Genomic DNA, 18843 nt, shown 5'->3' with positions numbered 1-18843 from the left:
TAAGTACCCCGAGCCTTCAGATCGAAAACCTAGGACATCCGAACATCTTCGGCTGTTGTTCGACACCCGATATACACCGATCACGCCACGATCACGCGCCGATCACGGTGTGGCACACCGAAGCTCACCCGCAGGCGATCCGCCCCTGCCGGCGGGCGCGGGCAGCCTTCCGGGGAGCCACCCACGCCCACAAGTTACCGACGCATCACCACTGCCTCTCGCCGGCGCGGCGGCCGGTCAGCGAGCGCCCAGCAGATGCTCCAGCGCCAGCTGATCGAGCCGCTCGAAGGCCATCCCGCGCCGCCCAGCGGCATCGGGATCGAATTCCTCGAAGCTGGCGCGGTCGGCCAGCAGGCCCGCCAGGCCGTCGGCCGCGGTCGGCACCGCCAACTCGTCCACCCGCGAATCCCGCAGGGCCTCTTGCACTTCCGGATCGGCCCGGAATGCCTTCGCACGGTCGGCCAGGATGAGATAGTTCCGCATGCATCCGGCCGCCGCGGCCCAGACGCCGTCGAAATCCTCGGTTCGCGCGGGCTTGAAATCGAAATGGCGCGGGCCCTGATAGTCACTGCGCTCGAGCAGGTCCACCAGCCAGAATGCCTGGCGCACATCACCCGCGCCGAAACGCAGGTCCTGATCGTATTTCGGACCGGTCTGACCGTTCAGGTCGATATGGAAGAGTTTGCCGTGCCAGAGCGCCTGGGCGATGCCGTGCGGGAAATTCAATCCGGCCATCTGCTCATGTCCCACCTCGGGATTCAGGCCGAACAGTTCCGGGAATTCCAGCTCGTCGATGAACGCCAGGGCATGACCGATCGTCGGCAGCAGGATATCCCCGCGCGGCTCGTTCGGCTTGGGCTCGATGGCGAAGCGGATCCGATAACCCTGCTCGCGGACGTGCGTGGCGAGCAGGTCGAAGGCCTCCTTCAGCCGATCCAGCGCGAGGCGCACATCCTTGGCCCCACCGGATTCGGCCCCGTCGCGACCACCCCAGGCGACATAGGTGGACGCGCCCAGCTCGACCGCCAGATCGATATTGCGGAGCGTCTTGCGCAGGGCGTAACGCCGCACGTCGCGATCGTTGGCGGTGAACGCGCCGTCCTTGAACACCGGATGGGTGAACAGATTGGTGGTGGCCATCGGCACGGCGAGGCCGAACTTGTCCAGCGCCGCCCGGAATCGCGTGATGGTTTGCGCCCGTTGGGTTTCCGAGGCGTCGAACGGGATCACATCGTTGTCGTGGAAGGTGATGCCGTACGCACCCAGTTCGGCCAGGCGCTCGATCGATTCGACCGGATCCAGGGCCGGGCGCGTCGCATCGCCGAACGGATCGCGGCCCTGCCAGCCGACGGTCCACAGACCGAAGGTGAACCGGTCGGCGGGGGTGGGAGTGAACCTGCTCATGCGCGGCTCCGAACTCTGCGCGGGATGGTGAATCCCTATTTGTAAAGTCGAAAAACAAATATAGTGTGTGGTGACCGGGATGGGAAGACCGTCCGCGCGACCCACGGCAGGAGCGTGATCATGGCTGTTCAACGCGTCGTCATCGGCGTCGACAGCTCGACGCAGGCGACCAAGGCGCTGGCGGTCGACGTGGACTCGGGGAAAGTGCTCGGCGAGGGGCGCGCACCGCATACGGTCAGTTCGGGCCAGGCTCGCGAGAGCGATCCCCGGCAGTGGTGGTCGGCACTGGGCGCGGCGGTCGAGGCGACCGGGCATTCCGCACGAGCCGAGGCGATTTCGGTCGGCGGGCAGCAGCACGGTCTGGTGACGCTGGATGCCGTCGGCGAGCCGGTCCGTCCCGCCCTGCTGTGGAACGACGTGCGCTCCGCGCCCCAGGCCGAAGCGCTGGTCGAGCGCTTCGGCGCGCAGTGGTGGGCCGAGCGCGCGGGCTCGGTGCCCAATGCCTCGTTCACCGCCGCGAAGTGGGCATGGCTACGCGAGAACGAACCCCGCAACGCCGAACGCGTTGCTGCCGTGCGACTTCCGCACGACTATCTCACCGAGCGACTGACCGGCATCGGTGCGACCGATCGGGGTGATGTCTCCGGTACGGCCTGGTGGTCGCCCTCGGGATACGACGACGAGGTGCTCGCGGCGATCGGGCTGGATTCCGCGACCCTTCCCGCTCTCGCGCCGCCGGACCGCGCGGTGGGGCTGTCGCGCCCGAACGGGCCGGTGCCGCAAGGGATTCCGGTAGCGGTGGGCACCGGCGACAATATGGCCGCGGCATTGGGGCTGGGGCTCGAGCCGGGCACGCCGGTCCTGAGTCTCGGCACCTCCGGCACCGTGTACGCCCGCACCCGCGTCCGCCCGTGTGACCCCACCGGCGTCGTCGCCGGATTCGCCGATGCCGGGGGTGATTGGCTCCCCCTGGCGTGCACACTCAACTGCACTCAGGCGATCGACCGCGTCGCGACGCTACTGAGTCTGGGCCGGGAGCAGGTGGAGCCGGGCGGCAGCGCGGTCGTCCTGCCGTATCTCGATGGCGAGCGCACCCCGCGCCTGCCTTCCGCGAGCGGGTTGATCCACGGCCTGCGCCATGACACCACCCCCGGTCAAGTCCTGCAGGCCGCCTATGACGGCGCGGTCTATTCCCTGCTCGCGGCCCTGGAATCGGTCCTGGCTCCCGGTACCGCGACAGCCCCGGACCGAGCCGCCGCGTCGCCGCCGGACCGGGACGCTGCACTGCTCCTCATCGGCGGCGGAGCGCGTGGAACCGCTTGGCAGCAAACGGTTCTGCGCCTGTCGGGCCGCGCGGTCCGCATCCCGCCCGCCGGGGAACTGGTCGCACTCGGTGCGGCAGCCCAGGCCGCGGCACTGCTGACCGGCGAGGACCCCTATGCGGTCGCGCGACGCTGGGGCACCGCCGAAGGCCCGCTGCTGGAACCGGTTCCGCGCGACACCGGCGCGGCCGACCGGATCGCCGAGACGCTCCGCTCCGCCGCGGCGCTTTTCGGCGACAGCACATCGGATTCGTCCGCGTCGGGGAGCACCGGCGCATGACCGACGCCCCGCGTGATGCCACCAACGCCCGCAACATCCGACACGGCCACGCCGGTATCGGGCATCCGGAGACCACGCCCCCGCACTCCCACGGCCGGGCCGCATCCCAACTGGGTATGCGCAGGCAGAATCTGGCCGTCGTCCTGCGAACCGTGGCCGCGCACGCCGAACTGTCCCGCGCCGATGTGGCCGGGCGCACCGGCCTCACTCGTGCGGCGGTCTCGAGCCTGGTCGACGAGCTCATCGCCGCCGAGCTCGTGCGCGAGGGCCCGATGGCGTCCTCGGGACGCGCCGGACGTCCGGGACGCACGCTGGCGCTCAACGACACCGGCCCCGCCGGATTCGGACTCGAGATCGGCGTGGGCCACCTCGGCGCATGTGTGGCCGATCTGCGTGGCGAGGTGCGAGTATGGCGACGGGTCGAACGGGCGAACGCACATCACGATCCGGCCGAAGTCCTTGCCGCACTGGCGAATCTGGCCGATGAGGCCCGCTCCGAGGCGGAATCCTCGGGTCTGCGCCCGCAGTCCCCGATTCTGTCGGTACCCGGTTTGCCCGGGCCGGGGCCCGCAATCCTCACGCACGCACCCAATCTCGGCTGGCACGATGTACCGATAGCCGAGCTGTGGCCGGGTCCGGGAACACCGGAACTGGCGAACGAGGCCAATCTCGGCGCCCTCGCCGAACTCTGGACCGCACACGCCCCCGACAATTTCCTGCACGTCTCCGCCGAAGCGGGAATCGGCGCGGCACTCGTGATCGACGGACGGCTCTACACCGGATCACGCGGTTTCGCCGGAGAACTCGGCCATATGCCGGTCCATCCCGACGGACCGGAGTGCACCTGCGGCAGTCGCGGATGTCTCGAGCTGTACGCGAATCAGGATGCGGTACTGCATGCGGCCGGACTGCCCGAACCAACCGCCACCGATCCGGTCACCGTTCTCACCGAACACGCTCGCGCCGGACATGCGGGCGCCCTGGACGCGATCGAACGCGCCGGTGATGCCCTGGGTATCGCCCTTGCCGGTGCGATCGGCCTGTTCGACCCCGCCGCGGTGGTTGTCGGCGGAGCCTACGCCGAACTCGGTACCTGGCTACTGCCCCGCATCCGCCGGCAACTGCGAACCCGCCTCACCGTAAGACCTTTCGACTCTCGGAAGGTCACCGCGTCACCGTTGGGGCGACGCGGGCCGGTCCTCGGCGCGGCCCTGCATACGATTCAGGAGATCCTGCGAAATCCGGCCCGCCTGAGTTAGGGGCGAATCCGCCCGTACTGTCGGTACCGCCCGCGGCGATTGCGAAAACGGTGAACTCGCATACCGATTCGGCAGCATCAGTTCGACAACGTCATGAGCGTTGGACGAAATACATTGTGCGCATTCGCGATTACGGTCCTACCGAAGGTGAGGTTGCCCGCGGCGCCGACCACCGCGCCGATTCCGATCGGTAATGTCTTGCCGAACAGGAGCACTCCGCGTCTGATGATGAATTGGACGATGAACCTTTTCGCCGTGGCGTTGTCGATATTGCGCACGATCGGGAGTTTGTCGGCCACCACGTTCGCCCAATCCTTGGCCGACTGACCGGCGTTCCTGCCCAGCAGTTCCATACCGCTCTCACCGAGTACCACACCGACGACCCGGGCGCGCTGCTCCTTCGGCGACAACGATTCCATACCGTGCAGAGCGCCCGCCGAGGCGGCGTACAGCGCGGACGCTTCCAGGAAGAAGACGAATTCGATACCGCTGGCGACCAACCCGATCAGCGTGCCCACCCCGGGCACGACGGCCGACAGGCCCGCGACGGTGCCGCTGGCGGTGACAACGATCAGGTAATTCGACTCCAGTTTCTTCTCGATGTCTTCGGCCGAACGATCCGGATGCCGCTGCCGCAACCGATCGACGTATCTCGCCGCCAGCGGCACCTGCACTCCGGTTCCGCCGCGCAAGAGCACTTCGACGGACTTCTGTATCGTGCGTTCGAACAAGACGGCGTTCCTTTCCCTGGCCCGACACGCCGGGCCCGATGCGGCTCCCGCGAGCATATCGGGGGTGGTCGCGACGGCGGCGGCGCCGAGTCACATCGTCATCACTCGACGACCGCGATGCCCCGAGACACGACGTCCATGCGCCTGCCCCCGGGAAATTCTGAAACAGCTTGCGGTACAAGCAGTTCACTCGATCCGAGCGATGCCGCTACACTTCGGATCCGGCGCGGCCGCACCGCCGGGCGGGCGCATCCTCCTGGCCCGGGCGTTGCCGGGCTCGATACCCCTGATCGCGGTGCTGCTGCCCGGTCGGCACCGGTGACCCGAACGTAGCGCGGTCATCCTGCCCCGCTCGGCGCTGCCGCCGGGCAGGCAATGAGCATTGCCACCCGGGTGCAGGCTGGTAGCGGAGGAGACCGCCCGGCGGTAACGGCCGTCGTTCTCGACGGTGGACCGCACGAGGGCCGATCAGCTCAGCCGAAGGTCGACCCCGCCGTCATTCCGCCGTCGGCGATGAATTCCGCACCGTTGCAGTAGCTGGACTCCGCCGAGGCCAGGAAGACCACCAGGCTGGTCACCTCTTCGGGAAGGCCAAGACGCGCAAGCGGATTCGCGTTTCTGTCCACCGCCGGAGCCGCCCCCGGTTCGGCGACCGGTGCGCCGATCATCGGGGTCATGATGCCGCCAGGATGGACGGAGTTGACCCGCACACCGTGCGGGGCCAGTTCCAGCGCGGCGGATTTGGTGAGTCCGCGCACGCCGAACTTCGATGCGGTGTACGCGTGCATCCCCGCAACACCCTGCATGCCCGCGGCCGAGGATATATTGATCACCGCGGACGGGCTCGATTCCACCAGCGCGTCCCGGGCCGCGCTCAGGCCGAGGAACGGACCGGTGAGATTCACCGAAAGCACCCGCTCCCACTGCTTTTCGGTGTAGACGCCCAATGGTCCGCCGTCCAGCAGACCGGCATTGTTGACCAGCACGTTGAGGCCGCCGAACCGCTCTACCGCGGTGTCGACCGCCGCCGCCCAATCATCCGCGCGGGTCACGTCGAGATGCACGTAAACCGCCCGCTCGCCGAGTTCGGCCGCCAGCCGCTCACCGGCCTCGTCGGCGATGTCACCCAGCACCACCGCCGCGCCCTCGGCGACGAAGGCGCGCGCATGCGATGCGCCCATACCTCCGGCCGCGCCGGTGATCAGCGCGATACGTCCGGTCAATCGTCCTGCCACAGTTGCAAACTCCTCGTTCGGTCGGCCGGGTTCATCCCCGTCGGATCAGTCCGCGGTGGCGGGCTGCTCCAAGCGCAGCACGCACCGCGTGGTGGTGTAGATGGTCGGCATACATTCGTTGCAGTGAATGCACGCCGATCGGGTCGCGGGGTCGGATTGGATGCGGCGCAACAGATCCGGCTCGCGCAGCAGGGCGCGACCCATGGCGACGAAGTCGAAACCCTCCGCACGCGCGAGCCGCATCGTCTCCAGATTCGTGATGCCGCCCAACAGGATCAGCGGCAGTGCCAGCTCGCGGCGGAATTGCCGGGCCAGATCCAGCAGATAGGCGTCGCGATACGGGTATTCGCGCAGGAACTTCTTACCCACCACGCGAAAACCCCATCGCGTGGGCACCGGCAGCGTCTTCGCGAACGCGGCGCGCGGCGCGTCACCGTGGAACAGCAGCATCGGGTTGAGCAGTGAACTGCCCGCGGTCAACTCCAGCGCATCCAGGCAACCGTCCTGTTCCAGCCACCCGGCGACCTGCAAAGACGCGGCCAGCCCCAGACCGCCGCGCACGCCGTCCTCCATATTCAACTTGGCCGTCACCGCCAACCGCCCGCCCACCGCGTCGCGGACCGCGCGGGCGATCTCGCGGGCCATTCGGGCGCGATTCTCCTCGGAGCCGCCGTACCGATCGGTGCGCCGGTTCAGCAGCGGACTCAGGAACGAACTGGCCAGATAGTTGTGCCCGAAATGAATCTCCACCGCGTCGAATCCGGCCTGTTCGGCGTAGCGGGCCGCATCGGCGTGTGCCGCAACGAGTTCGGCGATCTCCGACTCGTCGGGAACCTTCATCATCCGCATTCCGAGCGGACTGAACATCCGGCTGGGCGCGAGGGCGGGCAACCGGTTGGACGCCGCGTTCGCGACGGGTCCGGCGTGACCGAGCTGAGCGCTGACAGCGGCCCCCTCGGCGTGCACCGCGTCGGTGAGCCTGCGCAGTCCGGGCAAAGCGTCCGGGCGCATCCAGATCTGATGCCGATCGGTGCGGCCGCCCGGAGCGACGGCGCAGTAGGCGACGGTCGTCATACCCACACCGCCGGCGGCGATTTCGCGATGGAAGCCGATCAGCTCGTCGGTCACCAGGGCGTCGGGTGTGCGGCCCTCGAAGGTCGCGGCCTTGATCACCCTGTTGCGCAGGGTGATCGGGCCGAGCTGAGCGGGTGCGAAGATGTCGTTCATCGATTCTCTCCTGTGGGAGCGGTCAATCCGGCCACGACGAAATCGCGCAGTGTCGCCACCGCACCCGTGGACAGTTCGGAGCCCTGTGATTCGACGTTGCCGAATCGCATGATGATCAGGTCGAAGGCGAGCATCCAGCGGCGGCGGCTCTCGCGTTCGCTCAGGCCAGGCAGCAGCCCGTCCCAGGTATCGAGGCGGAACCACGGCCGGCTGAATCCCATCGGGCGGCGGCCGAGCACGAATTGCGCCATCAATCGCAGGTGCAACCGCCCCACCGGATCGGCCGCCAGCTCCACGAACGGTTCGATCACCGCGTCGACAACCTCCGGCACCCCGGCATTCCGCGCGGTCAATTCGGTGAGCCGGGTATCCCACAGCGCACCGAGACGATCCTCGATCAGCGCCGCGACGAGCGCCTCCTTGGAGCCGAAGTGATAGTGCACCGCAGCGGAATTCGCGCCCGCCGCCGCACAGATTCCGCGCACGGAAACCTCGTCGTACCGCCCGGTCAGCAGCAACTGCTCCGCCGCCGCGAGCAGCCGCTCGCGGGTGCCCGCCGCGTTGTCGACCTGCTCAGTCATGCCACCGAGTCAAACATATTTCAAACGATGATTCAATCACTGATTGAACAGGTGCGGCAGCCTCGGCGGAACTCACCCTTTCGAGGGATCTCGGCGCACTGATGCGAGCCCGAACGGAATCAGCGGTGTGCGGCACCCGCTGCCCCCATCGACGACCAGCCGCCTGACGTGCGCCGACTCGACAGGCGATGGTTCAGTGTTGTCGAAACCTTCTGGGGCACAAGCTGGTTCACTTGGAAGTCGCGAACACCGGCGCCACGGGACGAAGGCAGCCCGGACTGCGGGGCCGCACTGGGCGGAGCCACGGACGGGCTGTGCCGGTAGGTGAAGTTCGGTCGCGGGCCGGGAGTCAAGAACCATCCTCGAGAAATCCGGCGCGCAGCGTTTGCCGCATATGGTCGCTTACTATATGCGGCAGTGTCGGAGTCGTCCTGCCGCGATGTGCCGTTCGAGCCGGGGCGACTTCGGAAACTATCTGCGGTAGCGGTGGGAGGTCGGTCGATGCGCCGCTGCGGGAACGGCTGCTGTGGCACATGTCCTACGAATCCTCCGCGCGCCGAGGAGGTGCCGATGCTGGATGTGCCCGCTCTCGATACGGCGAACCGATGTGCGGTGGTAACCCGCAACGGCGGGCGCGTGAGGCCATCGCGTGGCAGACCGGCACGGCGCGGTTGTTGCCGTGGATGCGCACCGGACGTGAATCCGGTGAAGCTGTCATACCTCGGTGCGCAGCCTCGCCGAATCCGCGCGAGTCTCCGACGCCGGGCTACTGCGATATCAGGCCGACAGCCACCCCGCCGCTCGTCGGCGAGCAGGCCGGTGATCGGCAGATGAGATCCACGCGAAGGTCCTACGTGCACGGCGGCGGCCGGCGATGACGGGTGTGCCCGGGGAGGAGCTACTACAACAGTTACAGCGGATGGCGGACGACATGGTCGAACTGCTCAGCCGCCGGACCGGTCCACACCTGCACGACACGTTGGGCGACATGGCCGATGAGGTCCGTGCGGCACGCGGAGCAATCGGCGGTGCTGAGGAGCAGGGCCGCCTGCTGGTCGAAGGCCATGGGCGTGAGGTGGATCGGCCGGTGCACGGCAGTCACGGCGGTGGTGATCGTGACGACCTTCCAGAAGGCATGGACGGCCTGCTGACCCGTATCCGCGCCGCCGGTGCGGATACCGACACAACCGCACGTACCGAACGGGCGGTGCTGGACAGATACCAGGAACAGCTCCGAGAGCGGGAGCGCACCCTGCGGCAGGAATTCCTCAACAACAAATCCCATGAGCTTCGCGAACGCGGCGAGACCGCGGACGCAGCCGACGCCGCGGCCCGCAGCCAGGTGGATGAATATCTGCACGGAGAGCGGGCTCGATACCTGGTCCGTCGTGACGCGGCAGCTCGTACCACCGAATGGGCGGACAAGATCGAGCTCCCCCAGGTGTTACGCGAGGTCGGCGCCTCGCCACGAGGGGCCGGACCGCAGCATGTCGATGACATGCTCGAACGCCTGGCTACTCGGGGCGAGCGGGCCGAACAGCTGCCCAAAGGGTTGAAGCAAGCCTTGGCCCGGATCGAGAACAGCGGCGCTGACGAGCGCGCGATCGCCGATGCCAGGAGTCTGCTGTACGACCGCTACCACCAGTATCGGCAGCCACCGATGACCAATACCTACCGCGAGACACTGCTCGAGCGACGCGCCGGATTCACACGGGACGGGTTCCCCCCTCACATTGCCGACAGACTCGCCCAGAGGGAGACCGAAGCGTTCACCCAAACGGCGAAGGCGCAGCGGATGATCGACAGCGTCGCAGCGAACAACACCAACCAGTGGTTCGAGAAGATTCGCACCGCCGGCCAGCGCAGCGACATCGAACTCGTCGACCGCCTCGCACAGATCCATCACAACGAGCAAGCAACGCTGGGTGATCGACTCCACCGGATGCATGACGACGTGGACAGTGCGCAGCAGCGCCTTTCCACGCTGCTGGAACGTTCACCCGAGCTCATGAACAAGGGTGCCGACCGTTGGGTAGCCGGCCTGCGAACGCAACGCTCGGCGGTGACGAGGCTTTCGGAGGCTTTGGATTCTCGCGCCGTCGAAACCGCAGACCTGCAGGGCCCCGAGGCCAACATCCGCGGATACGACGGTGAGATCCGCATGGCCGAAAGACTCGACAACATCGAGGATCTCGGCCCGCTCGTCGATGTCACCACACCCACCGGCGCCAGGATGGCCAGCGAGGTCGACATCGTCACCGATGAAGGCCGGGTGTGGCACGAGGTCAAGACCCACGAACCTGACACCCAACGATCATCCGCGAAAGAACTCGAAGCACAAGGCCGCAAGCAACTCGCCATCTCCTACATGAACCGCGAGTACTGGGTCGACGGCAAACCGCCAGAACTGAAGGAGCACTTCATGAATGGCGTAGACCCCGCCGTCAAATCCAGGATCGAAGCCATCCGTATCGAAGACGAGAACGGACACATCGTCCACGACCACCGCATCGAAGTCATCGACGAGTCCTGATCACGACACCGCAGGCTCGGTCACGGTGTCGGGGTCGCGCAACGGGCGGTGTGTTCCGCGGGGGCCGCGGAAGCGGTGGACTCGCCCGACACCACACCAAGATGAAGGACACCTTCGTAGGAGTAATTGTTTTACAAGACGCAAGAGCTTTGATCGGCTTCACGCTTCCCGCTCGAGGCACATACAGATCCGACGCACAAGTCTTGCGATGCCAACTCCGGAGTGTTAGCTTCGACAAGCAGATTGTTAGACAATCTACGAGTGCAGGGTGTGATCGCCGAGCCCGGACAGCGCGGGCCGTCGCACCGCGACGTACGCGAACGCCGGACAGGTGGCTGCGGGATCCGTTGTGCCCGTAGGTAGGTCGAGGAGACGAAGATGTCGACTATCCAGCGCGATCCGAGGCCCGACGCGCTCGACTCCCGGCGAACGCGCAACGCGGTATTCGGCGCGGCGTTCGGGTTCTTCGTCGATATGTACGACGTGTACCTACCGACGGTGACGCTCGTACCGGCGATGATCTACTTCATTCCGGCCGATATGCCGCCGAATACCAAGGCGGTCACCTCGGCGCTGGTTTTCGTCGCGACCCTGATCGGCCGGCCGGTGGGCTCGATGATCTTCGGCTACTTCGCCGATACGGTCGGGCGACGCCGGGTGACACTCTGGGCGGTTGCCGGATGCACGGTCTCGACCGCTCTCATCGCCGTCCTGCCTGGCTACGCCGATGTCGGCATCGCCAGTACGGCACTGCTGATCGCGCTGCGATTCGTGGACGGGGTGTTCATGGGTGGTGGGTACACCGGATCGACGCCGTTGGCGATGGAGGCATCGCCGAACGGGCGGCGCGGTTGGTACGGCGGCTTCATCGGCGGCGGCTCCGCCCTCGCCAACTGCGTCATCGCGGTGGCCACCCTGGTGGTACTGCAATTCGCCCACGAGGGTGGTCCGCATGCGGCATACACGGTGTGGGGCTGGCGGATTCCGTTCGCGTTCGGGGCGGTGCTGTCGATCGTCTTTCTCGTCTACTACGCGCGGTCCGTGGACGAGTCGGCGGCCTGGAAGTCGACCCGGAAAACGAAGAATCCGATTCGTGAAATCGTGTTGGGATCGCAGCGTCGCGACTTCGTGCAGATATTCGTGCTGATGACCGGGGTGTGGTTCGCATCGAGTATGGCCTCCGGAATTCTGCCCACCGCGCTGCACGAGGACAGTCACCTCACCGCGACGCAGGTCACCGGCGTGCTGGTGATCGCGCAGGGGATCCACGCGCTGTTCTTCCCGTTTCTGGGACAGCTCAGCGAGCGTATCGGCAGGCGCCGTTTCATCGCCTGGAACGGGGTGGCTGTCGGTGTGATCTGTGCGGGTAGCTTCGCGCTTCTGGCACTGGGCCGGTCGAGCGGATTCTTCGCACTCGTGCTGATCGCGTTGGTGATCCGGATGACCGGTGGAAGTGTCTTCGCGGTAACGCCGTCCTACCTGTGTGAGCGTTTCCCGGTCGCGGCCCGCGGCACCGGTTTCGGACTCGGTTACAGCACACCGCTTTTGGTCACCTCGTTCTACGCCTATTACCAGAACTGGTTGGGGCACTTGATGCCTCGTGATTTCACCCCGGCCGTGCTGCTGGTGCTCGGCGGCGCGCTGATCACCGGCGGCGCGCTGCTCGGTCCCGAGACACGCCATGCAGATCTGTCGGACGACTCCGCGCGGATCGATGGAAATATCGCGGTCGGATGAGTCTCGGTAAGCGGTACCGCGACTACCCCGCACCTCGTCCATGCCCTAACGTCCGCAGAGATCGCACTCGACCGGTGAGAAAGGGCGGACCCTCCGCGATGGCCGACTTGACATACGAGAACACGTTGCGGGAGTTGCACACCGACGCAGGAGTTCTGCGGTATCACGAGGCCGGTGACGGCCCGCCGCTGCTGATGCTGCACGGTTCCGGGCCCGGCGTCACCGGATGGCGCAACTACCGAGGCAATCTCGCGGTCTTCGCCGAGCATTTCCGTTGTCTGGTACTGGAATTCCCCGGATTCGGGGTGAGCGATCCGACCGATCAGCACCCGATGATGGCCGCTCCCGCATCGGTGGTGCGCTTCCTGGCCGGGCTGGGCCTGGAACAGGTTGACGTGATCGGCAACTCGATGGGCGGCATCGTGGCCGCCAATCTCGCTATCGCACAACCGAATCTGTTCCGCCGCATCGTCACCATCGGCGGCATCGGCCGCAACATCCTGAGCCCCGGCCCCGGTGAGGGCATCAACCTGCTGATGGACTTCACCGACAACCCCACCCGCGAATCCCTGATCAGCTGGCTGCACTCGATGGTCTACGACCGCAGCATCGTCACCGAGGAGATGATCGAGGAACGCTGGGCCCTGGCCACCGAGCCGAAAACCCTCGAGTCCGCGCGACGCATGTACAGCCGCAAGGCGATGACCGCCGCCGCAGCCGCCGCCTCCGACCAGCCGCCGTACTGGGCCATGCTGCACAAGATCACCGCCCCCACCCTCATCACGTGGGGCCGAGACGACCGAGTGAGCCCCGTCGACATGGCCCTACTCCCCCTGCGCACCCTCCCCCGCGGCGAAATCCACATCGTCCCGAACTGCGGGCACTGGGTGATGATCGAGCAGAAAGCGGCGTGGGAGAGCGCCGTTCTCGCATTCCTCACGCGTCCCGACGGCGAGTGAATCGATCGGCCGATTCACGTGGGAGGGCCGGATCACCGGCCCTCCCGTCGCATGCTCGTCCCGAGTAGCCGTTCGCCGAATCACCTTTCACCGCATTACGTTCGCCGGATCAGCGTTCGCCCGAGGACCGTTCGATCGAGGGGCGTTCGCCCGACGCCTGATATCGCCGGACACAAACGAAGCTGCAGAACACGCGATCGTCGTACCGGTAGATCACCCGGTTGGACCGCCCACACCAGTCGCACCACAGATCGTCCACACAGCTCATCGAGCCGCCCCCGCCTTCCCCGCCTTCATATGCCGAAGTGCGGTTGATCCGCGGGCACGAGCCGCTGAGCCTGCACGAGCCGCGCCTTCGCCTGCCGCTTGACCGCACAGACGGTCACCGGACAATCGATGTGCCACTGCATGATCCAATGCGCGAGCTCGGTCGACATCACCGCCAGCGGCGCATGATCCGTCGGCGGAAGCATCTCGGCCACGCCCCATCACCCCGCCGCCGTCTCGGTGGATGCCCACGCGCACAACGCATCCCGGACGCGACAGATCAGATCCGGCGTCGGCTCGTCCACCTCCATCAGAACACGCGCATTCGAACAGTTCACCGGCAATGCCCGGTGGGCACCGGGTGATCGCCGAGGCAATGCACGGTCCGGCCGCGATTTCGACATGGCTCCGCCCCTTCACATTTCATGATGTCAATTCGGTTTCCCACGACGACGAAACACTTCGCTCACCAACCTGTGAACCAGACGTCGCATACTCGGGTACGCTGTGGACCGAGCCGCACCCGAGGGCCAATTCGGTTGAGTGGCTTCCCGATCCAATTTCCCTGTCGCCGGGGTGTCTCCAGGAGACCATTGGACAAACCGAGATCTCAAGCGCACCATGCAAATGCATCGCAGGTTTTCCGAAACCCCAGAGCGGTTCGCAGCGTTCCATCCGATCATTCGCATCATGCAAACCGCCATCGCTCACCATGCAAACGGAGGGACCGTGACGACGAACGACAGCAGCGACGACAACTCGACCACATTGCCGAGACGGCAACTGGGCCAATACCTCAAAGAGAACCGGTTGGGAGCCGGACTGAAACTCGAAGAGGTTGCACCACTGATGCAATGGTCCGCGTCCAAACTGTCACGTATCGAAGCGGGCAAGTCCCCCAACGTGCGAGTTATCGATGTCGAAGCGCTGTGCAGGATCTATGACATCGAGGACGAGGAGGTGGTAGCCGGACTCATCGGCCTCGCGAAGGAGGGCGCAGGAAAAAGTTGGTGGCAGGTATACGACGACATCATGAGCGGTAACTTCGATCTTTACGTAGGAATGGAATCGAGCGCGAAACGGCTCAGGGTATTTCGGCCTGACATGCCGAGTGGACTGTTCCAAACTCCTGCCTACGCGCGCGGCGTCGATCGAGTCTACTTCCCATCTATAACAGATGAGGAACTGGAACGCCGTATCGAACTCAAGATCAAACGGCAAGCGCTCATCACTCGAAAGACAATCCCGGCAACGGTCGAGCTGATCATCCAGGAGGGTGCCTTGCGCACTGCCGTCGGTGGGCCGGATGTCATGTGCGAAGAGCTTCTTCATCTCGCGAATATGCCGATGAATGTGACCGTACGAGTCTTGCCGTTCAATGCCGGGTTCCCCGTAGGCCTCTCAACAGGGCCATTTACGATTCTGGACTTCGGCCAGGACTCCAAAGGGCGTGAGGTGTCTCCGACGGTGATCTACATCGAGTCGTACGCGGGCGCTATTTACCTCGAGCGCGCCAAGGACGTCACACGGTATAGTCAGGCCTACAACGTCATACAGCAAGCATCATTTGACGTTGCATCCAGCAAACGCCTGTTGAGGCAGGTGGCGAAGGAGTTTCGAACGTGAACGTCGATCTGTCGGGGGCCCATTGGTTCAAGTCCACCCGCAGTGGTGGCGGTCAGGACTGCGTCGAGGCTGCCTTCCTCGACAGCGGCCTGGTTGGTATGCGCGACTCCAAGAACCCGACCGGCCCAGCCCTGATCTTCACCCCCAGCGAGTGGGACGCCTTCACCGCAGGCATCCAGGGCGGCGAGTTCGACCAGTCTTGAGCAGCGAATAGACCGCAACGGCCCGGTTCGGAGGTCTCCGAACCGGGCCGTTGCCATATCTACACCAGGGTCGTATCTTCAAGTACACCAACAGGTTCCAGCAAGGGGGGCACGATGAACCTCAGCGAAGCACCATGGTTCAAGAGTAGCTACAGCGGAGGCGGCAAGGACTGTGTCGAGGTTGCATTCCTGAATGCCAACTGGTTCAAGAGCACTTACAGCAGCGCTGGAAAAGACTGCGTCGAGATCGCTTTCATCGACGCCGAGTGGTTCAAGTCCAGCCGAAGTGGCGGAGGCAAAGACTGCGTGGAGGCAGCCTTCTTGAACGGCGGTCTTGTCGGCGTACGCGACTCCAAGAACCCGACAGGCCCCGCACTGGTCTTCACCCCGAGCGAGTGGGACTCCTTCACCACAAGCATCCAGGGCGGCGGGTTCGACCAGTCCTGAGCAGCGAATAGACCGCAACGGCCCGGTTCCGAGATGCCGGAACCGGGCGCCAACCGAACCGGCGACGGAACCACTGCGGATGCGGTGCGAAACGAACTACAAACCCTCGAACCGACCGAGGGCAAATGGCACTTGACCATAGCTGTGGATTATCAGCGTGGACTGGTCAAAATGGTTGAACGACAGGAACAACACCAATCCCGCAGACCGGGCGGTCGCCATCCGGGAACTGCGGAACCTGATGGACGCACTGGCCGGACGATAAAGGACTGGGTGAACCATGAGCGAAGACAGCGATAACGAAATCCTGGAGATGCTGCACACCTGGACACGCAGCCTCACCCCGGAACTGGCGGCGTTCATCGAAGGACTCGGCACACTGGAACCCGATATTCGCCCACTGATCGCCGAGCACATCCATGACTACGACGAGATGCTGCCCAGTCTGCTCATGGCCGATATCGCTCGATGGACCAGCCGCACCGCACAGGAGAGCGTTGATCCCGCCGCACGACTGGACCCTCTGCTCGCACGGCTGGAGCACGCCTGGGGCGATGGACAGAATGCCGTCTCGGATCTGATCGCCACGTCGTTCGTGGAAAATGTCTACGTCCAGCCGCAGGTCGTCCGATTACTCGGTCCGAAACTGACACGCTACTACCGCATCCATACCGGCCAGGCTCATGCGGATGTGAGCGAGAAGCGGCCAATTCCAGAAGTTGTCAGGCAGATCACCCGGAAACTGAGGCGGTCATGAGCTACCTGGACGATTGGGAGGAACACCTCGAACGCAATATCGCCGAGATCCGTAGCAACGGTCGGCAATTGAGCAAGGCGGCGTCAGCTGTACGAGGTCGCGGCGAAACACGCGGCGTGACAGTCGAAGTCGACGCCAGCGGCAACATAACGAACCTGCAGATCGCACCCGGCGCGATGCGCTGGAGCAACACGCAGCTGACCAACACGCTGCTGGACTGCCATCGCAGAGCCCGTCACGAAGCACGAACCGAAGTCGAACGACTCGTGCGCAACGCAGACCCACGAATCCAACAGCAGGCCAACCGATTACAGAATAATCGCACCGATCGTGAGCCGTTACAGCGACCGATGACCGAGAAGGAAATCCAGGCAGCCGACGACGCCTACTTCGAACGCATGAACCGTAGGGGCTGGCGTCCGTAATCTGCCGATCGGTTCACTTGCGCGGTCGATAACATCAGCCACATGCCGATCGAGCACGAGGCCAAGATCCTCGACATCGACCCCGAGACCACCGAGCGCCACATCATCGACGAGGGCGGTCGCAAGCTCGGCCAACGATTCATGCGCCGCTACGTCTACGACATCACCCCCGGTGACGAATCCAAGTGGATCAGACTGCGCGACAACGGAAACGGCACCACCCTCGCCGTCAAACACATCACCGGCGACGCCATCGACGGCACCCACGAGGTGGAGGTGAGCGTCGCTGACTTCGCCACCACCAACGAACTTCTCGAGCTGATGGGCTTCAAGGCGAAGTCCTACCAGGAAACCCGGCGGATCAGCTTCACCCTCGACGGCGCACAACTCGAAATCGACACCTGGCCGCACATCCCGCCCTACCTCGAGATCGAAGCCGCCACGAAGGAGGACGTGCTCCGAGTCGCCGCCCAACTCGGCTACACCGAATCCGACCTCACCGGCGAGAACACCATCAAGATCTACGCCCGCCACGGCATCGACCTCAACACCGTTCGCGAGCTTCGTTTCTGAGTAGTTCTCTTGTAGAGGGACGTCGCCGACAGCACGTGAATACCGGGTCCGGCACAGAGATCGACTGACTCAGGACGTGCAGGGGCGGTCGACAATTCATCATGTCGCGGCCATTGGCGGCGGCCCTTGGGAGTCCTGCCGGACGGCGGCCGTGTCCTCTGTGGCGGGCAGGCGGTTCAGCAGTGTGCGCACCATGGCGGGGACCTGAGTGTCGAGTTCCGTCGGTATCGGGCGGTCGGCGGTGAGGTATCGCCGCACCGCGGCGTAGGGCAGGTCGACGACGGTGAGAAGGATCGTCGCCGTCGGCAATCCGGTTGTGTCGCGCAACGAGTGGACGAGTGCGCGGACGGCGGCGTCCCATCGACCCGTTTCCGCCGCGCGCTCCTCGCGCGCGGCGGCGGGCCAGTTCTGCGGAGCGAGGTGGTGGGCACCGGCGAGCAGGACCTGCGCGTCGAGCGGGCTGCTGCGGCACCACCGCACGATGTGGCCCGCGATCGCGGCGGCTGCCTCGACCGGATCGTCCTGGTCGAGCAGGACGTAGGCATCCCGGTGCAGGTGCTCGATGGCTCTGTTCCACAGGGCGGCCAGCAGCGATGGCCGGTCGGCGAAGCGATGGTAGACCGATCCGCTCGGTGCACCGGATTCACGGATCACCGCGGACATCGTGACCCCGGCGGGGCCCTGTGTGGCCAGCAGTCGTGCGGCAGCGTCGAGGATCGCCGCGGTGTCGTGTACGAATCTCACCACGCTGTAGAGAGTACTCTCCAGAACTCGTTGTAGAGTGAAGTCTCTACAACCAGGAGAGGCCGGCCATGACCATCACCGCCGAGGACGTTTACCGACTCGCTCCGTTCGTCCGCACTCTCGGAGTGGAGTTCTCCGAACTCACCCCCTCCGCGGTCAACGCCCACCTGACCCACAAGGTCGAACTGTCGACAACAGGGGGTGGCCTGCACGGTGGCGCCCTGATGGGATTGGCCGACGCGGCCGCCGCAGTCTGTGCCGCTCTCAATTCCGCCCCGGGGGCGCTGCCCGCGACGACCGATTCGACGACGCACTTCCTGCGTCCGGTCCACGGAGCGGCGCATGCGGTCGCCACGCCGATACGCGTGAGCCGAACCGCGGTGGTGGTCGGTGTGCAGATCGCGGACGAGTCCGGCGCGCTGTGCGTCCACGTGATCCAAACTGTGCAGACACGCGTTCCGCAACCGGCCGCCGCAGCGAATGGAGAGTGATCCCTGTCGGATCCGGCGCTGCCTGCACCCGGTGACCCCCTG

Annotated in this window: 20 protein-coding genes; 12 read left to right on the top strand and 8 right to left on the bottom strand. The window is 65.4% G+C overall.

Annotation, left to right across the window (positions count from 1 at the left end; all coding sequences use genetic code 11):
- Window positions 1-237 precede the first annotated feature (237 nt).
- Window positions 238-1404 carry a xylose isomerase gene (gene xylA / locus NV1_RS22275; protein WP_067894407.1) on the bottom strand — a complete coding sequence of 389 codons (1167 nt, stop codon included), beginning with the start codon at window positions 1402-1404 and terminating at the stop codon, window positions 238-240.
- A 120-nt stretch (window positions 1405-1524) separates the two neighbouring features.
- Here xylA and xylB point away from each other — a divergent pair, with 120 nt between their 5' ends.
- Window positions 1525-3006: a xylulokinase gene (xylB, locus tag NV1_RS22270; RefSeq protein ID WP_067894748.1), complete on the top strand. Its 1482-nt coding sequence runs from the start codon at window positions 1525-1527 to the stop codon at window positions 3004-3006.
- Entirely contained in the window at window positions 3003-4265 is a 1263-nt protein-coding gene (locus NV1_RS22265) for an ROK family transcriptional regulator (RefSeq protein WP_084525622.1), read from the top strand. Before xylB ends, NV1_RS22265 begins: the two co-directional genes overlap by 4 nt.
- A 77-nt stretch (window positions 4266-4342) precedes the next feature.
- On the opposite strand, the gene NV1_RS22260 is transcribed toward NV1_RS22265, so the two are convergent.
- The 5 genes from NV1_RS22260 to NV1_RS43740 all read right to left on the bottom strand — a co-directional run bounded on the left by NV1_RS22260 (window position 4343) and on the right by NV1_RS43740 (window position 9324).
- Window positions 4343-4996 carry a hypothetical protein gene (locus tag NV1_RS22260; RefSeq protein WP_067894405.1) on the bottom strand — a complete coding sequence of 218 codons (654 nt, stop codon included), beginning with the start codon at window positions 4994-4996 and terminating at the stop codon, window positions 4343-4345.
- Window positions 4997-5469: 473 nt separating this feature from the next.
- The gene (locus NV1_RS22255) at window positions 5470-6231 is read right to left on the bottom strand and encodes a glucose 1-dehydrogenase (protein WP_067894402.1); all 762 of its coding nucleotides are present in this window, start codon (window positions 6229-6231) and stop codon (window positions 5470-5472) included.
- A gap of 45 nt (window positions 6232-6276) precedes the next feature.
- A complete protein-coding gene (locus tag NV1_RS22250; protein WP_067894399.1) occupies window positions 6277-7458 on the bottom strand; it encodes an NADH:flavin oxidoreductase in 1182 nt (393 codons plus the stop codon).
- A complete protein-coding gene (locus NV1_RS22245) occupies window positions 7455-8039 on the bottom strand; it encodes a TetR family transcriptional regulator (RefSeq protein ID WP_067894396.1) in 585 nt (194 codons plus the stop codon). Before NV1_RS22245 ends, NV1_RS22250 begins: the two co-directional genes overlap by 4 nt.
- Window positions 8040-8949: 910 nt before the next feature.
- Window positions 8950-9324, bottom strand: coding sequence for a hypothetical protein (locus NV1_RS43740; protein ID WP_157117232.1), 375 nt, complete (start codon window positions 9322-9324; stop codon window positions 8950-8952).
- Window positions 9325-9537: 213 nt separating this feature from the next.
- Between NV1_RS43740 and NV1_RS43735 the strand changes: the two genes are divergently transcribed.
- The 3 genes from NV1_RS43735 to NV1_RS22230 all read left to right on the top strand — a co-directional run bounded on the left by NV1_RS43735 (window position 9538) and on the right by NV1_RS22230 (window position 13268).
- Window positions 9538-10572, top strand: a complete 1035-nt coding sequence (locus NV1_RS43735; protein WP_157117230.1) for a hypothetical protein — start codon at window positions 9538-9540, stop codon at window positions 10570-10572.
- Between the two features lie 378 nt (window positions 10573-10950).
- Window positions 10951-12309 (top strand): MFS transporter, encoded by a 1359-nt coding sequence (locus tag NV1_RS22235; RefSeq protein WP_067894391.1) that lies wholly within the window; start codon window positions 10951-10953, stop codon window positions 12307-12309.
- 98 nt (window positions 12310-12407) lie between these two features.
- Window positions 12408-13268, top strand: coding sequence for an alpha/beta fold hydrolase (locus tag NV1_RS22230; RefSeq protein WP_067894388.1), 861 nt, complete (start codon window positions 12408-12410; stop codon window positions 13266-13268).
- 293 nt (window positions 13269-13561) lie between these two features.
- Here the strand turns inward: NV1_RS22230 and NV1_RS22225 are convergent, their stop codons facing one another.
- Entirely contained in the window at window positions 13562-13741 is a 180-nt protein-coding gene (locus NV1_RS22225; RefSeq protein WP_084525652.1) for a hypothetical protein, read from the bottom strand.
- Between the two features lie 523 nt (window positions 13742-14264).
- Here NV1_RS22225 and NV1_RS22220 point away from each other — a divergent pair.
- The 6 genes from NV1_RS22220 (at window position 14265) to NV1_RS22190 (ending at window position 17566) form a co-directional block, all read left to right on the top strand.
- Entirely contained in the window at window positions 14265-15161 is an 897-nt protein-coding gene (locus NV1_RS22220; RefSeq protein WP_067894742.1) for a helix-turn-helix domain-containing protein, read from the top strand.
- Window positions 15158-15364 (top strand): DUF397 domain-containing protein, encoded by a 207-nt coding sequence (locus tag NV1_RS22215; protein ID WP_067894383.1) that lies wholly within the window; start codon window positions 15158-15160, stop codon window positions 15362-15364. The genes NV1_RS22220 and NV1_RS22215 overlap by 4 nt, the downstream gene beginning before the upstream one ends.
- A gap of 114 nt (window positions 15365-15478) precedes the next feature.
- Complete coding sequence (locus tag NV1_RS45850) at window positions 15479-15811, top strand: DUF397 domain-containing protein (RefSeq protein WP_067894380.1); 333 nt, start codon at window positions 15479-15481, stop codon at window positions 15809-15811.
- Window positions 15812-16091: 280 nt separating this feature from the next.
- A complete protein-coding gene (locus NV1_RS22200; protein ID WP_067894375.1) occupies window positions 16092-16568 on the top strand; it encodes a DUF7674 family protein in 477 nt (158 codons plus the stop codon).
- Window positions 16565-16993, top strand: a complete 429-nt coding sequence (locus NV1_RS22195) for a hypothetical protein (protein WP_067894373.1) — start codon at window positions 16565-16567, stop codon at window positions 16991-16993. The genes NV1_RS22200 and NV1_RS22195 overlap by 4 nt, the downstream gene beginning before the upstream one ends.
- A gap of 42 nt (window positions 16994-17035) precedes the next feature.
- A complete protein-coding gene (locus NV1_RS22190; RefSeq protein ID WP_067894370.1) occupies window positions 17036-17566 on the top strand; it encodes a class IV adenylate cyclase in 531 nt (176 codons plus the stop codon).
- 99 nt (window positions 17567-17665) lie between these two features.
- Here NV1_RS22190 and NV1_RS22185 read toward each other — a convergent pair whose 3' ends face one another.
- Complete coding sequence (locus NV1_RS22185; RefSeq protein ID WP_084525621.1) at window positions 17666-18313, bottom strand: TetR/AcrR family transcriptional regulator; 648 nt, start codon at window positions 18311-18313, stop codon at window positions 17666-17668.
- A gap of 65 nt (window positions 18314-18378) precedes the next feature.
- Here NV1_RS22185 and NV1_RS22180 point away from each other — a divergent pair, with 65 nt between their 5' ends.
- On the top strand, window positions 18379-18801 hold the full coding sequence (locus NV1_RS22180; protein ID WP_067894365.1) for a PaaI family thioesterase: 423 nt from the start codon (window positions 18379-18381) through the stop codon (window positions 18799-18801).
- The last annotated feature ends 42 nt before the right edge of the window (window positions 18802-18843 follow it).

It is taken from the genome of Nocardia vaccinii NBRC 15922, from assembly GCF_001613305.1.
GTDB lineage: Bacteria > Actinomycetota > Actinomycetes > Mycobacteriales > Mycobacteriaceae > Nocardia > Nocardia vaccinii.
Note: the sequence above shows the minus strand (reverse complement) of the source record. Positions and strands in the feature narration are given on the sequence as shown.